We start from the raw sequence: 14,307 nt of genomic DNA on the forward strand, positions 1-14,307 counted from the left end.
CGGCGCGCTGCGTCAAGACAGGTGACATCCGTCTCGATTTCGGTAAAACCCCAAGAAGCAATAAGGAGACAGAGGCGCAGAAACAAGGCGCCGCACGCGATTTTGTGGTCTCGATGCGTTAACGTTTTTGCGTTCAGACAAGATTTGGGCAGAAGATCCTGCCCCGCGACAATGAGGGCGTGATGAAACGAGATGAACTTGCAGCCGGCAAGGCGGAATTGCGGGCCGCAAGGTCGGCCAGCGCCCGTCTGTTTCTGAGCGTCGGCGTGTTTTCGGCTTTCGTGAACCTTCTGATGCTGACCGGGCCGATCTTCATGCTGCAGGTCTATGACCGCGTGCTCGGCGCGCGCTCGGTCGAGACGCTGACGGCGCTGTTCCTGCTGGTCGTCTTCCTGTTTGCAGCGATGGGGTTGCTGGATCTGGCGCGGGCGCGGCTGATGGCGCGGGTGGGGGCGCGGTTTCAGGCCGATCTCGAATCGCGCGTCTTCGAGGCGGCGCTGCGCCGCAACGGCATGGTGCCGAACGATCCGGTGGCGATGGCCGGGCTGCGCGATCTCGATGCGGTCAACAAGCTGCTGGCCTCGCCGGTGTTTCTGGCGCTGTTCGACATTCCCTGGGTGCCGGTTTTCCTTTGCGCGATCTTCATCTTCCATCCCTATCTGGGCCTGCTGTCGATCGCGGGCGGGGCGCTTCTGATCGGGGTGACGCTGCTCAACCAGTCGATGACGGCGAAACCGCTGCAGACCGCGACCGGGGCGCAGATCGCCTCGGACCGGCTCGCCGACCAGCTGCGCGACGAGGCGGAGCTGGTGCAGGCGCTCGGCATGCGCGGGGCCTCGTTCCTGCGCTGGCGCAAGTCGCGCGAACGCGCGGTCGATGCGATGCTGAACGCCACCGATCTGGGCGGCAGCTTTTCCACCTTCACCAAGACCTTCCGCGCCTTCCTGCAATCGGCGATCCTCGCCATGGGCGCCTATGTCGTGCTCAAGGGCGAGATGACCGCCGGGGCGATGGTGGCGGGCTCGATCCTGATGGGACGGGCGCTCGCGCCGGTCGAGCAGGCGGTGGGCGGCTGGGCGCTGGTCGCCCGCGCCCGCGAGGGTTGGGGGCGGCTGTCGCTGCTGCTGACCTCGATCCCGCGCGAGACGCCGCGCACCCCCCTGCCGCGTCCGCGCGCGCTGCTCGAGGCGCAGGCGCTGACGGTGGTGCCGCCGGGCACGCAAAGCCCGACCCTGCGGGCGGTGTCCTTTCGCGTCGAACCCGGGCAGGCGCTGGGGATCATCGGCCCCTCGGGGGCGGGAAAATCGACGCTGGCGCGGGCGATCTGCGGCGTCTGGCGCCCGGCGAACGGCGCGATCCGGCTTGATGGCGCGGCGCTCGATCAATACGACCCCGACGTGCTGGGCGGGCTGATCGGCTATCTGCCGCAGCGGGTGACGCTGTTCGACGGCACGATCGCGGAAAACATCGCCCGGCTGTCGCCGACCCCCGACCCCGAGATGATCGTCGATGCCGCCAAGCGGGCGGCGGCACATCAGCTCATCCTCGATCTGCCCGAGGGCTATGACACCAAGGTTTCACAGGCGGGCGGGCGGCTTTCGGGCGGGCAGATCCAGCGCGTCGGGCTGGCCCGGGCGCTTTACGGCAACCCGGTGCTGCTGGTGCTCGACGAGCCGAACGCGAACCTCGACAACGAGGGCTCGCTGGCGCTCAATACCGCGGTGCGCGGGATGAAGGCGGCGGGCGGCGCGGTGCTGATCATGGCGCACCGGCCCGCGGCGATTGCCGAGTGCGACACGCTGCTGGTGCTGGAAGCGGGGATGCGGCGGGCCTTCGGTCCGCGGGAAGAGGTGTTGAAAGCGATGGTGCAGAATGCCGCCGATCTGAGCCGCGGCGCCGGACCGGGAGGCGTGGCATGACCCGAAAGCCGACTTCCGGCCCCGAGGCCGAAACTTCCGAGGCGACAGCGGCCTTGCGCCGGGCGATCCCGAGCAAGAAGACGCCCGCCCCCGTCGACGCCACCGCGCTGCAGGCGGCACCGACCAGCCTTCCCGCCCCGGCCCGCCGGATCGAGCCGGTCGGCGCCCCCCCGCCCGAGACGCGGATCTCGCCCCGGAGGGCGCTGCTGATCGGCTATGTGACGCTGGCGGTTCTGGTCGGGGGCTTCGGGCTCTGGTCGGTGGTCTCCTCGATCGCGGGGGCGGTCATCGCCTCGGGGCAGATCGAGGTCGATCAGCACCGGCAGGTGGTGCAGCATCCCGATGGCGGCGTGGTCGCCGAAATCCAGGTGCACGAGGGCGATACCGTCACCGCCGGGCAGCTCTTGATCCGGCTCGACGGCGATCTGGTGCGGTCGGAACGCGCCATCGTCGAGGGGCAGTTCTTCGAGCTTCTGGCCCGGCGCGGACGGCTGGAGGCCGAACGGGCGGATGCGCCCGAGGTCCGCTTCCATCCCGAACTTCTGGAGGCCGCAAAGACCCGGCCCGATGTGGCCGAACTGGTCGAGGGGCAGCGGCGGCTGTTCGAGGCGCGGGCGCAGACGCTGCGCAAATCGCTCGATCAGGTGACGAAGCGCGGCGACCAGACCCTGGCGCAGATCGGCGGCATCGAGGCGCAGCGCAGCGCCACCGAGCAACAGGAAGCGCTGATCGCGCGGGAACTGGCCGATCAGCAGCAATTGCTGGACAAGGGTCTGGCCCAGGCCAGCCGGGTGCTGGCGCTGCAGCGCGAGGCCGCCAATCTGGCCGGTCAGGTCGGCGAACTGGTGGCGCAAAAGGCCCAGGCCGAGGGCAAGGTGACCGAGCTGGAACTGGAAGCGCTGCGGCTGACCTCGCAGCGGCGCGAGGATGCCGAAACCGAGCTGCGCGACATCGGCTATCGGGAACTGGAACTGGCGGAACGGCGCCGGTCGCTGACCGAACAGATCGAGCGGCTCGACATGCGCGCGCCGGTGGCCGGGATCGTCTATGCGATGACGGTGACGACGCCGCGCGCGGTGATCCGCCCGGCCGAGCCCGTGCTTTACATCGTGCCGCAGGATCGGCCGCTGCTGGTGGCGGCGCGGATCTCGCCGATCAACATCGACGAGGTGCGGATCGGTCAGCCGGTGGCGCTGCGGTTTCCGGCCTTTGCCAGCCGCACCACGCCGGAACTGTTCGGCCAGGTGACGCAGATCTCGGCCGATGCTCTGGTCGATGAGGCCTCGCAGCTGTCCTATTTCCGCGCCGAGGTGATGCTGAACCCGGGCGAGGCCGAGAAGCTGGGCGCGCTGCAGCTGCTGCCCGGCATGCCCGCCGAGGTCTATATCCGCACCGGAGACCGCAGCCCGCTGGCCTATCTGACCAAGCCCTTCACCGATTACTTCATCCGCGCGTTCCGCGAGGATTGATCAGAGCCGGTCAAGCAGCGCGGGCGTGGGCCAGGCATCGGCGGGCAGGCCCAGACGGCCCTGTTCGAGCTGCACCGCCTCGCGGGTCTTTTCGCCGAGGATGCCGTCGATCGGCCCGACATCATGGCCGCGCGCCTGCAGCTGTGCCTGCAACGCCTTCATCTGCGCGGGCGACAACCCCGGTTCCGCCGCGCGCGGATCGACCCGGGGGGCGCCTTCCAGCCGGGTCGCGAAATAGGCGGCGGTGGTGACATAGACGAAGCTCTTGTTCCACTCAAACAGCACGCGGAAATTCGGATAGGCGAGGAAAGCCGGGCCCTTGCGCCCCATCGGCAGCAGCACCGAGCCCTGCCCGCCCGCAAACCGCCCCGAGCGCGGCACCACCCCCATCCGCGCCCAATCGGCGGTGGACAGGCTGCGGTCAAGCCCGGTCTGCGCCCAGTCCATGTCCTCGGGGACGATGATTTCCTGCAACCACGGCTCGCCCGGACGCCAGCCCATCGACGCGATCATCTTCGCCCCCGACATCAGAGCATCGGCGCTGGAGCCCTTGAGGTTCACATGCCCGTCGCCATCGCCATCGACACCGTTGCGCAGGATGTCAGCGGGCAGCATCTGCACCTGACCGATCTCGCCCGCCCAGGCGCCGATGGTCCGTTGCGGGTCGAAATCGCCGCGCGCGTATAGCTCGGCCGCGGCCAGAACCTGCGGCCGGAACAGGTCAGGGCGGCGGCAATCATGCGCCAGCGTCACCAGCGCATCGCGGGTGTTGAAATCGCCCTGCACCTTGCCGAAATCGGTCTCCAGCGCCCAGAACGCCAGAAGCACCCCGCGCGAGACGCCGTATTGGCGTTCCGCCGCATCGAAGATGCCCGCGTATTTCTGCGCCATCGCCGCCCCGGTCTGCAGCCGGTTCTTCGAGATCACCGAAGCCTGAAAATCCAGAAAGCTTTTCCGGAACACGCCCTGCGCCCGGTCGGCTTTCAGCACCCGGCCATCCTGCCGCACGCCCGCGAAAAACGAATCGGCCGTCGCGGCGGACAGGCCGTTGCGCTGCGCCTCGGCCTTCAGGCCCGCGACGAAGCCGGAAAAATTGCCGCCGCAGTCGGCATGGGCGGCAAGGGGCAGGCACAGGCTGAACATCAGGGGGGCAAAAGGGGACCGCATCGGCTTCTCCGGAAAGGATCTTGCCGCAGGGTAATCGGCGCCGGGGCGCGGGGCAACCGGGCGTTGCGTTTACGGCACGTCAGTGCGGCGTCATACGGTATTCACTTGATTTTTACACCTCACATCACACACTTGGCACGAGGGTTGCCCAGGGAGGGGTGACCCGCTGGAGGGTAAGATGGAGTTCTTGTCGAAGGAAATTCTGGCCGGCTTGCGCGAGGCGACCCGGCGCGAAAGCAAACGCCCGGCGCGGCTCAGCGTTCATGCCGGGGGCCGTGTCTGGCCGATCCTGAAACGCTGGTCGGGCGGCTTTTCGCTTGATGCGGCACAGGTCACCAATCTGCGCGGCCATGTCCAGATCTTCGACGGCGAACGCCCCATTGCCACCGCCCTGATCGTCGCCGCCGAGGTGGATGGTTTCGAGCTGATCTGCTCGACCAAGCGCGAAACCCCGGTGCGCCATGGCCCCGCGCTCGATTTCGAACGCGAAGACCGCACGCCGCCGCTGGGCTTCATGCCCCCGGCGTAACCGTCAAAGCCGCGCGGGCAGCACCAGACCTTTGAGAATATCGGCGGAGGGCATCGGCTTCTTGCCCTCCCGTTGCGCTTCCAGCACCCGAAGCGCCCCCGTGCCGCAGGCGATGTCGAAGCCCTGCAGCACCGTTCCCGGTTCGCCGGACCCGGCCACCAGATCGGCGCGCAGCAGTTTGACCCGCTCGCCCGCCACCTCGCACCAGGCGCCCGGGAAGGGCGAGAGCCCGTTCACCAGCCGCACCAGCTCCGCCGCAGGGCGGCTCCAGTCGATCTTCGCCTCGGCCTTGTCGATCTTTGCGGCATAGGTCACGCCCGCTTCGGGCTGCGGCTCGGGGGTCAGGCCGTCAAGCCGGTCGAGCGTGTCGCAGATCATCCGCGCGCCCAGCGCGCTCAGCCGGTCGTGCAATTCGCCCGTCGTTTCGGTCGCGCCGATGGTCAGGGCCTCGCGCAACAGCACCGGGCCGGTGTCCAGCCCCGCCTCCATCTGCATGATGCAGATCCCGGTTTCCGCATCGCCCGACAGGATCGCCCGGTGAATCGGCGCCGCCCCGCGCCAGCGCGGTAACAGCGAGGCATGGATGTTCAGACAGCCGCGCCGGGGCGCATCCAGAATCACTTGCGGCAGGATCAGCCCATAAGCGACGACGACAGCAATATCGGCGTTCAGATCGGCAAAGGCATCGCGATCCTCGGGCGCCTTGAAGTTCAACGGATGCCGGACCGGCAGGCCCAGGGCCTCGGCGCGCGCCTGCACCGGCGAGGGCCGCAACGCCTTGCCGCGTCCGGCGGGCCGGGGCGGCTGGCTGTAGACGGCGACAACCTGATGCCGGGCGGCAAGGGCCTCCAGCACAGGCACCGAAAAGGCGGGCGTTCCCATGAAGATGACGCGCATCAGGCTTTCTTCGCGAATTTGGCCGATTTCGCCACCAGCATCTTGCGCTTCAACATGCTGAGGTGATCGACATAGGTCTTGCCGTTCAGATGGTCGATCTGGTGCTGCACCGAAGTCGCCCAGAGATGGACGAAATCGCGCTCTTCGACCGCGCCCGCCGCATTCAGGAACCGCACCGTCACCGCACGCGGCCGCGAGATCGTCGCCCAGACGCCGGGCAGGTTCGGGCTGGCCTCGTCATGATCGCGCATCTGGCCAGAGGCATGCAGCACCTCGGGGTTCGCCATCAGGATCGCCTGCCCCCGCGCTTCCGAGGCATCGACCACGGCCAGCCGCAGCATCACGCCGATCTGCGGCGCGGCCAGACCGACCCCCTGCCCCGGCATCGCTTCCATCGTGTCGACCATGTCGGCCCAGATCGCGCGGATCTCGTCGGTGATCGCCTCGACCGGCGCGGCCACGCTGTGCAGCCGCTTGTCGTCAAAACGAATGAAGGGACGGACGGCCACCTAGCCCCGCCCCTCGCGGGCCCATTCCCGCTTCAGCTTTTCCAGCTTGCGGGTGACCATCTGCCGCTTCAGCGGGCCCAGATGATCGATGAAGAGCTTGCCGTTCAGGTGATCCAGCTCGTGCTGCGCGCAGGTCGCCCAAAGGCCGTCGAACTGTTCCTCGTGGGTCTGGCCGTCAAGGCCAAGCCAGCGCATCCGCACCTCTTTCGGGCGGGTCACGTCGGCATATTGCTCGGGCAGCGAGAGACAGCCTTCCTCGTGCACGTTCTTTTCCTCGGAGACCCAGGTGATTTCCGGATTGATCATCACCATGGCCTCGGGGAAGCCGGTCTTTTCCTTCGCGCAATCCATCACGAAGATGCGCGCCATGACGCCGATCTGCGGTGCGGCCAGGCCGACACCGGGGGCGTCATACATGGTTTCGAGCATGTCGTCGGCCAGTTGGCGAATTGTGTCGTCCAGCGCTGCGACGGGGTCGCAAAGCTTCTTGAGCCGGGGATCGGGATGGATCAGGATGGGTCGCGTTGTCATGGGCATTTTTTATTGGATGCGGGCCGGTCGTGCAATGGCGACCTTTGCGCGCAGGGTCGTTCTGCAAAACGGCAAAATTTCAGGAAGAAGTTCCAAATATTTCATCTTCACTGGAACATTGGACCGGAATATCAATCACATCAAGAACGATACCACTTAACCTGCGATATGCCCAGGAGCCTGCCATGACCGCCCTTCCCGACTTCGACGAAGTCATCGACCGCATCGGCACCCATTCGGTGAAATGGGACTGCATGGAGAGCCTTTATGGCGTTTCCCCGCAGGAGGGAATCGCGATGTGGGTGGCGGACATGGATTTCCGCCCGCCGCAGGCGGTGCAGGACGCACTTTCGACGCTGCTGCACCAGGGCGTCTACGGCTATTGGGGCGACGAGAGCGCCTATCAGGCCGCTGTTCAATGGTGGATGGCGAACCGGCACGGCTGGGCGATCGAGCCGGGCTGGATCTTCACCACGCATGGGCTGGTGAACGGCACGGCGCTGTGCCTGCAGGCCTTCACCGAACCGGGCGATGGCGTCGTGCTGATGACGCCGGTCTATCACGCCTTTGCCCGGGTCATCCGCGCCGCGGGGCGCAGGGTCGTCGAATGCCCGCTGGCGCAGGTCGGGGGCCGTTATGAAATGGATTTCGACGCCTGGGAGGCGCGGATGGACGGGACGGCGAAGATGCTGATCCTGTGTTCGCCGCACAATCCGGGCGGGCGGGTCTGGACCGAGGCCGAGCTGAAAGCCACCGCCGATTTTGCCAAGCGCCACAACCTGATCCTTGTGTCAGACGAGATCCACCATGATCTGGTGATGCCCGGGCACAGGCATATTCCGATGGCCGTCGCCGCGTCCGATCAGCCGGTGGTGATGATGACGGCGACGACCAAGACCTTCAACATCGCGGGCGGCCATTCCGGCAATGTGATCATCGCCGATCCGGCGCTGCGGGGGCGGTTTGCCGCGACCATGGCGGCGCTCGGGATCTCGGCAAACAGCTTCGGCATCGCCATGGCCACCGCCGCCTATTCCCCCGAGGGCGCGGCCTGGGTCGATGCGCTGAACACCTATCTTGAGGGCAACCGGCAGGCTTTCGACGCGATCGTGAACACGATCCCGGGCGTCAGATCCATGCCGCTGCAGGCCACCTATCTGGCCTGGGTCGATTTCTCGGGGACCGGCATGGGCACGGCCGAATTCATCGCGCGCGTCGAGAAGGCCGCGAAGATCGCCGCGAACCATGGCGCCACCTTTGGCCTTGGCGGCGACGGTTTCCTGCGCTTCAACCTCGCCACGCCGCGGGCGCGGGTGATCGAGGCGGCCACCCGGCTGAAACAGGCCTTCGCCGACCTGCAATAAGCCACGACACCATTCCTGACGGCGGGGGGCCTTTCCAACCCTCCCGCCTGCCCCCATATTCGGCAGGCGTGAACGGGAGGCCCCCATGCCCATCATCACCTTCCTGATCATCGGCACCGCCGCAGGCTACCTTGCGACGCGGCTGATGAAAGTGAACACCGACATTCCCACCACCATCGCGCTGGGCATCTTCGGCGCGCTGATCGGCGGCTTCGTGCTGCGGCTCCTGATCTCGGTCATGGGGCTGATGGCCGGGCTCGTCGGCGCCGTCCTGGGCGCCATGGCGCTGATCTGGGCCTGGCAGACCTGGGGCCGCCGCTAGATGTGGGGTCCCTTTCTCGGCTTTGCGGGCACCGCGTCCCTGCGCCTGATCTGGTCGGCTGCGGCGATCGGGATCTGGCTGATGAGCCGCCCGGGCGGCTGGGCCGTCGTCGTGGTCGCGATCCTCGTCGGGCTGAAACTGGTTCCCGAACCGTAACCCCTTCCGCCCCCCGCGAACTGCCCCCATATTGAGGGCAGTTTCACACGGGAGGTTCCCTTGGACCCGATCAATCCTGCTGATTTCATCGGCGGCAATGCGATCATGCTGGCCGTCGCCCTGTTCCTGATCCTTTGCGTTTTCCTTGGCGTGCGGATCGTGCCGCAATCCGAAAAGCATGTGGTCGAGCGTTTCGGCCGGTTGCGCGCCGTGCTTGGCCCCGGCATCAACTTCATCGTCCCCTTTCTTGACCGCGTCGCGCACAAGGTCTCGGTGCTGGAGCGGCAGCTGCCCACCACGCGACAGGATGCGATCACCGCCGACAACGTGCTGGTGCAGGTCGACACCTCGGTCTTTTACCGGGTGATCGAGCCGGAAAAGACCGTCTACCGGATCCGCGACATCGACGCCGCCATCGCCACCACTGTCGCCGGGATCGTGCGCTCGCAGATCGGGCAGATGGAGCTGGACACGGTGCAGTCGAACCGCTCGCAGCTGATCACCCATATCCGCGACAACGTTTCGAACGTCGTCGACGACTGGGGGATTGAAGTCACCCGGACCGAGATTCTGGACGTGAATCTGGACGAGGCCACCCGCGCCGCGATGCTGCAGCAGCTGAACGCCGAACGGGCGCGGCGCGCGCAGGTGATGGAGGCCGAGGGCCGCAAGCGGGCGGTGGAGCTGGCGGCGGATGCCGATCTTTATGCCGCCGAACAGGCCGCCAAGGCGATCCGCGTCACCGCCGAGGCCGAGGCCTTCGCGACCTCGGTGATCGCCGAGGCGATCGCCAAGAACGGCATCGAGGCGGCGCAATATCAGGTGGCGTTGAAACAGGTCGACGCCGTGGCCAAGGTGGCGGCGGGCGCGGGCAAGCAGACGGTGCTGCTGCCCACCTCGGCGCTTGAAGCCTTTGGCGAGGCCTTCAAGATGTGGAAGAAGTGATCATGTGGTGGCAAGAACCCTGGGTCTGGGTGGTGGCGGCGGCGGTGATGGGCGGCGCCGAAATGCTGCTGCCCGGCTTTGTCCTGCTCGGCTTTGCGGCCGGGGCGCTTCTGGTGGCCGGGTTGCTGTGGCTCGGCTGGCTCGGCGGCAGCTTGCCCGCGCTGATCCTGGTGATGACGGTGGCGGCGATCGCGGTCTGGCTGATCGCGCGCAAACTGGCCGGGGTCCGGGCGGGGCAGACCCGGATCTGGGATCACGACATCAACGAAAACTGAAAAATCGTCACATTCAGGAACTGGAATTGATCTAGGTTCTGGACGACTCGATTGCTGCGGCGTAGAGACGCAGGTGGCAAATCAGGAGAGAAGACATGTACGATGATTTCCCGAAAGAAGCGAAAAGCTTCAAGTACTTCCTTGTTAGCGTAACCGTTTGTCTGGTCGGTCTTGTGGCCTGGCTCTCCTTTGCCCAGCCGATGGGTCTTGGACACGGGGCCGGGGCGGCGGAAGCCTCCACCCATCAGTGACGCCCGTCACATCATGCACGAAAACGGCGGCCCGGTCGGAGCCGCCGTTTTCGTTTTCAAAACCCGGTTTTCAGGCCCCGGCCATCTCGCGCAGGATCGCCTGCGCCGCGGCTTGCGGATCCTCGGCCTGCCAGATCGGGCGGCCGACGACCAGATGATCGGCCCCGGCCTGCAACGCCGAAGCGGGCGTCTCGACCCGTTTCTGATCGCCCAAGGCCGCCCCCGCGGGCCGCACGCCCGGGGTGACGATCAGCTTGCCCGCCGCCTCGGGAAGGGCCCGGATCAGCGCCGCTTCCCGGGGCGAGGCGATCACGCCATCGGCCCCGGCCAGAAAGGCCCGCCCGGCCCGTTCGACCACCAGATCGGCCACGGCCCCGTCGCGGAGCAGCGCGGCATCCAGATCCGCCCGGTCCAGCGAGGTCAGGATGGTCACGGCAAGGATCTTCAGATCCTTGCCCGCCGCCCCCTGTTTCGCCGCCGTCACCACATGGGGGTCGCCATGCACGGTCAGGAAATCCAGATCAAAGCGGGACAGACCGCGCACCGCCGCCTCGACCGTGGCGCCGATGTCGAAAAGCTTCATGTCGAGGAAGATCTTCTTGCCCTGCTCGCCCTTCAGCTCGTTCGCGAGCGCCAGCCCGCCGCCGGTCAGCATGCCAAGGCCGATCTTGTAGAAACTGACGCTGTCGCCCAGCTTTTTCGCCAGCTCCAGCCCCGCAAGGGCATTCGGCACGTCCATCGCGACGATCAGGCGATCATCGGCGGGAAGAAGATCAGTCATGGCAACCCTCCAGCGGTGCAAACGCCCGGGTTTTGCCCCTGATGCCGGAAGCGGTCAAGCGAATTGGGTCAATAGATCCCGCCGCGCCGCCGGGCTTCGTGGGTCAGCGCGCGCACCAGCCGACGATGCCCCATGTCGGGGGCCGCGTGAACCCGCACCGGCACCCGCATCGGCGCAGGCAGGCCGGGAGAGAAGAACTCCACCACCGCTTCGAACCGGCGAAGCGCGGCGTTGTAGATCAGGTGCGCAATGCGAACGGCAACATGGTGCATCGGGAGACCTCGCGTTTGGAACCCTCAGGATGGACGTGAAGTCTTGGCGAATGGTTTCCAAGACCGCCTTCGCGAAATTTTTTTCACCGCCCCGCCGCCTTCGGGCCTGCCCCCCCTCTTGAACGGGGAAATCCGCCCAACCACTTTTGCAGCAAGACCCGGGTCCGGCGTGCCATGGTGGGCGCCAAGACCGCGGGGGCTTTACCAAGGAGAGACCCGATGAACATGGAAAAGTTCACGGAACGGTCGCGCGGCTTTCTGCAGGCGGCGCAGACGATCGCGATGCGCGAGGGCCATCAACGCGTGGTGCCCGAACATCTTTTGAAGGCGCTGATGGATGACGATCAGGGGCTGTCGGCCAATCTGATCAAACGCGCCGGGGGCGAGCCCGCCCGGGTGCAGGAAAGCGTCGATCTGTTCGTCTCGAAACTGCCGAAGGTTTCGGGCGGCGACGGGCAGGTCTATGTCGAACAGGCGCTGGTGCGGGTTCTGGACGAGGCCGAAAAACTGGCGAAGAAAGCCGGCGACAGCTTCGTGCCGGTGGAGCGGATGCTGATGGCTTTGGCGATGGTGAACACCCGGGCCAAGGATGCGCTCGATGCCGGGGCGGTGACGGCGCAAAAGCTGAACTCTGCCATCAACGACATCCGCAAGGGCCGCACCGCCGACAGCGCCAATGCCGAGCAAGGCTATGACGCGCTGAAGAAATATGCCCGCGACCTGACGGCGGCGGCGGAAGAAGGCAAGATCGACCCGATCATCGGCCGCGACGATGAAATCCGCCGCACCATGCAGGTGCTGTCGCGCCGCACCAAGAACAACCCGGTGCTGATCGGCGAACCCGGCGTGGGGAAAACCGCCATCGCCGAGGGGCTCGCGCTGCGCATCATCAACGGCGACGTGCCGGAAAGCTTGCGCAACAAGAAGCTTCTGGCGCTCGACATGGGCGCGCTGATTGCAGGGGCGAAATACCGCGGCGAATTCGAGGAACGGCTGAAGGCGATCCTGAAGGAGATCGAGGCGGCGGCGGGGGAAATCATCCTCTTCATCGACGAGATGCACACGCTTGTCGGCGCGGGCAAATCCGAAGGCGCGATGGATGCGGCGAACCTGATCAAACCGGCGCTGGCGCGGGGCGAGCTGCATTGCATCGGTGCCACCACGCTCGATGAATACCGCAAATACGTGGAGAAAGACGCGGCCCTGGCGCGGCGGTTCCAGCCGGTGATGGTGAATGAGCCGACGGTCGAGGACACGATTTCCATCCTGCGCGGCATCAAGGAGAAATACGAGCTTCACCACGGGGTGCGGATCTCCGATTCGGCACTGGTGGCGGCGGCGACGCTGTCGCATCGCTACATCACCGACCGCTTCCTGCCCGACAAGGCGATCGACCTTGTCGACGAGGCCGCCAGCCGTCTGCGCATGGAAGTGGACAGCAAGCCCGAGGAACTCGATGCGCTCGACCGGCAGATCCTGCAGATGCAGATCGAGGCCGAGGCGCTGAAACGCGAGGATGACACCGCCTCGAAGGATCGTCTCGAGAAACTCGAGAAGGATCTGGCCGACGTGCAGCAGCGCTCCGCCGAGATGACGGCGAAATGGCAGGCCGAGCGCGACATGCTCGAGGCGTCGCGCAACGTCAAGGAGCAGCTCGATCAGGCCCGGGCGCAGCTGGAACAGGCCAAGCGCGAAGGCAATTTCGCCAAGGCCGGGGAGCTGCAATACGGCCGCATCCCGGAGCTGGAACGGGTGCTGGCCGAGGCCGAGACGGTGGCCGAAGGCAAGATGGTCGAAGAGGCCGTCCGCCCCGAGCAGATCGCCGAGGTGGTGGAACGCTGGACCGGCATCCCGACCTCGAAGATGCTCGAAGGCGAGCGGGAAAAGCTGCTGAAGATGGAAGAGGAGCTGCACAAGCGGGTGATCGGGCAGGAAACCGCCATTGCCGCGGTGTCCCATGCCGTCCGCCGCGCCCGCGCCGGGCTGAACGACGAGGGGCGGCCCTTGGGCTCGTTCCTGTTCCTCGGCCCGACCGGGGTGGGGAAAACCGAACTGACGAAGGCGGTCGCGAATTACCTGTTCGACGACGATGCCGCGATGGTGCGGATCGACATGTCGGAATTCATGGAGAAACATTCCGTGTCCCGGCTGATCGGCGCGCCCCCCGGCTATGTCGGCTATGACGAAGGCGGCGTGCTGACCGAAGCCGTGCGGCGCCGCCCCTATCAGGTCGTGCTCTTCGACGAGGTGGAAAAGGCGCATCCCGATGTCTTCAACGTGCTCTTGCAGGTGCTCGACGACGGCATGCTGACCGATGGCCAGGGCCGCACCGTCGATTTCAAGCAGACGCTGATCGTGCTGACCTCGAACCTTGGCAGCCAGGCGCTCAGCCGTCTGCCCGAGGGCGCGGATGGGTCCGAGGCCAAGGCCGAGGTGATGGAGGCGGTGCGGATGCATTTCCGCCCCGAATTCCTGAACCGGCTGGACGAGATGGTGATCTTCGACCGGCTGACGCGCGACGACATGGACGGGATCGTGACGATCCAGCTCAAGCGTCTGGAGGCACGGCTGGCGCAGCGCAAGATCACGTTGGCGCTGGACGCGGCGGCGTTGAAATGGCTGGCCGACGAGGGCTACGACCCGGTCTTTGGCGCCCGTCCGCTGAAACGGGTGATCCAGCGCGCGCTGCAGGATCCGCTGGCCGAACTGATCCTGGCCGGAACGGTGAAGGACGGCGAAACGCTTCCGGTGACCGCCGGTCCCGACGGGCTGGTGGTCGGCGGCAAGGTCTCGGCCAGCCAGCGCGTCCAGACCGAGCCGCGCGTGCTGAACTGATCCGGAAAGGGGGGGCGCTGCCCCCTCTTTTGCCTGCGGCAAAATTCACCCCCGGGATATTTGCACCAAGGTGAAACACGCCCCC

The 14,307-nt window shown here is 66.4% G+C and carries 16 protein-coding genes; 10 read left to right on the forward strand and 6 right to left on the reverse strand.

Translation table 11 applies throughout. The annotated features are described in order from the left end of the window. Positions 1-182: 182 nt before the first annotated feature. Together FBT96_RS01275 and FBT96_RS01280 are read left to right on the forward strand one after the other, a co-directional pair. On the forward strand, positions 183-1,919 hold the full coding sequence (locus FBT96_RS01275) for a type I secretion system permease/ATPase (protein ID WP_136904594.1): 1,737 nt from the start codon (positions 183-185) through the stop codon (positions 1,917-1,919). Beyond that, entirely contained in the window at positions 1,916-3,388 is a 1,473-nt protein-coding gene (locus FBT96_RS01280; protein WP_136904595.1) for an HlyD family type I secretion periplasmic adaptor subunit, read from the forward strand. The genes FBT96_RS01275 and FBT96_RS01280 overlap by 4 nt, the downstream gene beginning before the upstream one ends. Here the strand turns inward: FBT96_RS01280 and FBT96_RS01285 are convergent, their stop codons facing one another. Further along, positions 3,389-4,555, reverse strand: coding sequence for a lytic murein transglycosylase (locus FBT96_RS01285; protein WP_136904596.1), 1,167 nt, complete (start codon positions 4,553-4,555; stop codon positions 3,389-3,391). It abuts the gene before it with no gap. A 178-nt stretch (positions 4,556-4,733) separates the two neighbouring features. On the opposite strand from FBT96_RS01285, the gene FBT96_RS01290 reads away from it, so the two are divergent. After that, positions 4,734-5,084, forward strand: coding sequence for a hypothetical protein (locus tag FBT96_RS01290; RefSeq protein WP_136904597.1), 351 nt, complete (start codon positions 4,734-4,736; stop codon positions 5,082-5,084). Positions 5,085-5,087: 3 nt separating this feature from the next. Here the strand turns inward: FBT96_RS01290 and fmt are convergent, their stop codons facing one another. The 3 genes from fmt to def (FBT96_RS01305) are packed head-to-tail and all read right to left on the reverse strand — an operon-like array spanning position 5,088 to position 7,021. After that, complete coding sequence (fmt, locus tag FBT96_RS01295) at positions 5,088-5,981, reverse strand: methionyl-tRNA formyltransferase (protein ID WP_136904598.1); 894 nt, start codon at positions 5,979-5,981, stop codon at positions 5,088-5,090. Next, complete coding sequence (gene def, locus FBT96_RS01300; protein ID WP_136904599.1) at positions 5,981-6,490, reverse strand: peptide deformylase; 510 nt, start codon at positions 6,488-6,490, stop codon at positions 5,981-5,983. Before def (FBT96_RS01300) ends, fmt begins: the two co-directional genes overlap by 1 nt. Continuing rightward, entirely contained in the window at positions 6,491-7,021 is a 531-nt protein-coding gene (def, locus tag FBT96_RS01305) for a peptide deformylase (protein WP_136904600.1), read from the reverse strand. A 185-nt stretch (positions 7,022-7,206) separates the two neighbouring features. Between def (FBT96_RS01305) and FBT96_RS01310 the strand changes: the two genes are divergently transcribed. From FBT96_RS01310 to FBT96_RS20515, 6 genes are all read left to right on the forward strand, one after another. Continuing rightward, complete coding sequence (locus FBT96_RS01310) at positions 7,207-8,385, forward strand: MalY/PatB family protein (RefSeq protein ID WP_136904601.1); 1,179 nt, start codon at positions 7,207-7,209, stop codon at positions 8,383-8,385. 85 nt (positions 8,386-8,470) lie between these two features. Continuing rightward, positions 8,471-8,707, forward strand: coding sequence for a GlsB/YeaQ/YmgE family stress response membrane protein (locus tag FBT96_RS01315; RefSeq protein ID WP_136904602.1), 237 nt, complete (start codon positions 8,471-8,473; stop codon positions 8,705-8,707). Beyond that, positions 8,708-8,863 carry a hypothetical protein gene (locus FBT96_RS20510; RefSeq protein ID WP_169583113.1) on the forward strand — a complete coding sequence of 52 codons (156 nt, stop codon included), beginning with the start codon at positions 8,708-8,710 and terminating at the stop codon, positions 8,861-8,863. 69 nt (positions 8,864-8,932) lie between these two features. After that, positions 8,933-9,808, forward strand: a complete 876-nt coding sequence (locus tag FBT96_RS01320) for an SPFH domain-containing protein (RefSeq protein WP_136904837.1) — start codon at positions 8,933-8,935, stop codon at positions 9,806-9,808. Between the two features lie 2 nt (positions 9,809-9,810). Beyond that, positions 9,811-10,083, forward strand: coding sequence for an NfeD family protein (locus tag FBT96_RS01325; protein WP_136904603.1), 273 nt, complete (start codon positions 9,811-9,813; stop codon positions 10,081-10,083). Positions 10,084-10,178: 95 nt separating this feature from the next. Then, positions 10,179-10,334: a hypothetical protein gene (locus FBT96_RS20515; RefSeq protein ID WP_013069099.1), complete on the forward strand. Its 156-nt coding sequence runs from the start codon at positions 10,179-10,181 to the stop codon at positions 10,332-10,334. Between the two features lie 70 nt (positions 10,335-10,404). Here the strand turns inward: FBT96_RS20515 and pyrF are convergent, their stop codons facing one another. Both pyrF and FBT96_RS01335 read right to left on the reverse strand, forming a co-directional pair. Further along, positions 10,405-11,115: an orotidine-5'-phosphate decarboxylase gene (gene pyrF, locus FBT96_RS01330; protein ID WP_136904604.1), complete on the reverse strand. Its 711-nt coding sequence runs from the start codon at positions 11,113-11,115 to the stop codon at positions 10,405-10,407. Positions 11,116-11,183: 68 nt separating this feature from the next. Continuing rightward, positions 11,184-11,387, reverse strand: coding sequence for a hypothetical protein (locus FBT96_RS01335; protein ID WP_136904605.1), 204 nt, complete (start codon positions 11,385-11,387; stop codon positions 11,184-11,186). A gap of 219 nt (positions 11,388-11,606) precedes the next feature. Between FBT96_RS01335 and clpB the strand changes: the two genes are divergently transcribed. Then, positions 11,607-14,222: an ATP-dependent chaperone ClpB gene (clpB, locus tag FBT96_RS01340; RefSeq protein WP_136904606.1), complete on the forward strand. Its 2,616-nt coding sequence runs from the start codon at positions 11,607-11,609 to the stop codon at positions 14,220-14,222. Positions 14,223-14,307: the final 85 nt, after the last annotated feature.

Origin of the sequence: Rhodobacter capsulatus (assembly GCF_005144475.1) — a bacterium.
In the GTDB taxonomy this organism is placed as follows: domain Bacteria; phylum Pseudomonadota; class Alphaproteobacteria; order Rhodobacterales; family Rhodobacteraceae; genus Rhodobacter; species Rhodobacter capsulatus_C.